Origin of the sequence: Blautia intestinihominis (genome assembly GCF_040096655.1) — a bacterium.
In the GTDB taxonomy this organism is placed as follows: Bacteria; Bacillota; Clostridia; order Lachnospirales; family Lachnospiraceae; genus Blautia_A; species Blautia_A intestinihominis.
On sequence record NZ_JBBMEI010000224.1, the window covers coordinates 1 to 515 of the forward strand.

Consider the following 515-nt stretch of genomic DNA (forward strand, 5'->3'; position numbering starts at 1 on the left):
CATAACAAACGAGCGGATGGTAGCCATTACTCCGATAATGGAAGTTAAATGCCCTGCCTTCCTGTTTGCCGTATGCTACGAGGAGCGTGGAATCCAGATCCAGGATCACTGCCTGAGGCATCTGGATGCTGTAGATCCTTTTTCTAAGTATCTGGCTGATTTCCTGGAACTGTTTTAAAGTGTCTTCATCCATGCGGTTAAAGAATCTTGATACTGTTGGCTGAGATGCTAATGCGGATTTTTCAAGTACAGCTTTAAAAACAGGATCCTTGGTCAGTTCATCCGAAGCATCATCTTCGAAGTAACCGGCCATGATCATATATATCATCTGGAGAAGGTTATCCCTGTCCGTATGATATCGAAACACTGCAGAATCATTGGTCTTAAATGAACGGTTTAAAAGCCGTTCAATGCCAAGTTTGCTTATGAACTCTTTGATGAGGAGTAAGCCTGCATCGGAGGACAAGTCGCCTCCATCAAAATTTATTTTAATTTGCCTATTGCTTTGAAGTGAA

At 42.3% G+C, this 515-nt stretch carries 1 protein-coding gene; it reads right to left on the reverse strand.

What is annotated here, in order from left to right; genetic code table 11:
- Positions 1-515 (reverse strand): transposase (locus WMO75_RS19830; protein WP_349078896.1); only part of this gene is annotated, 515 nt, incomplete at both ends.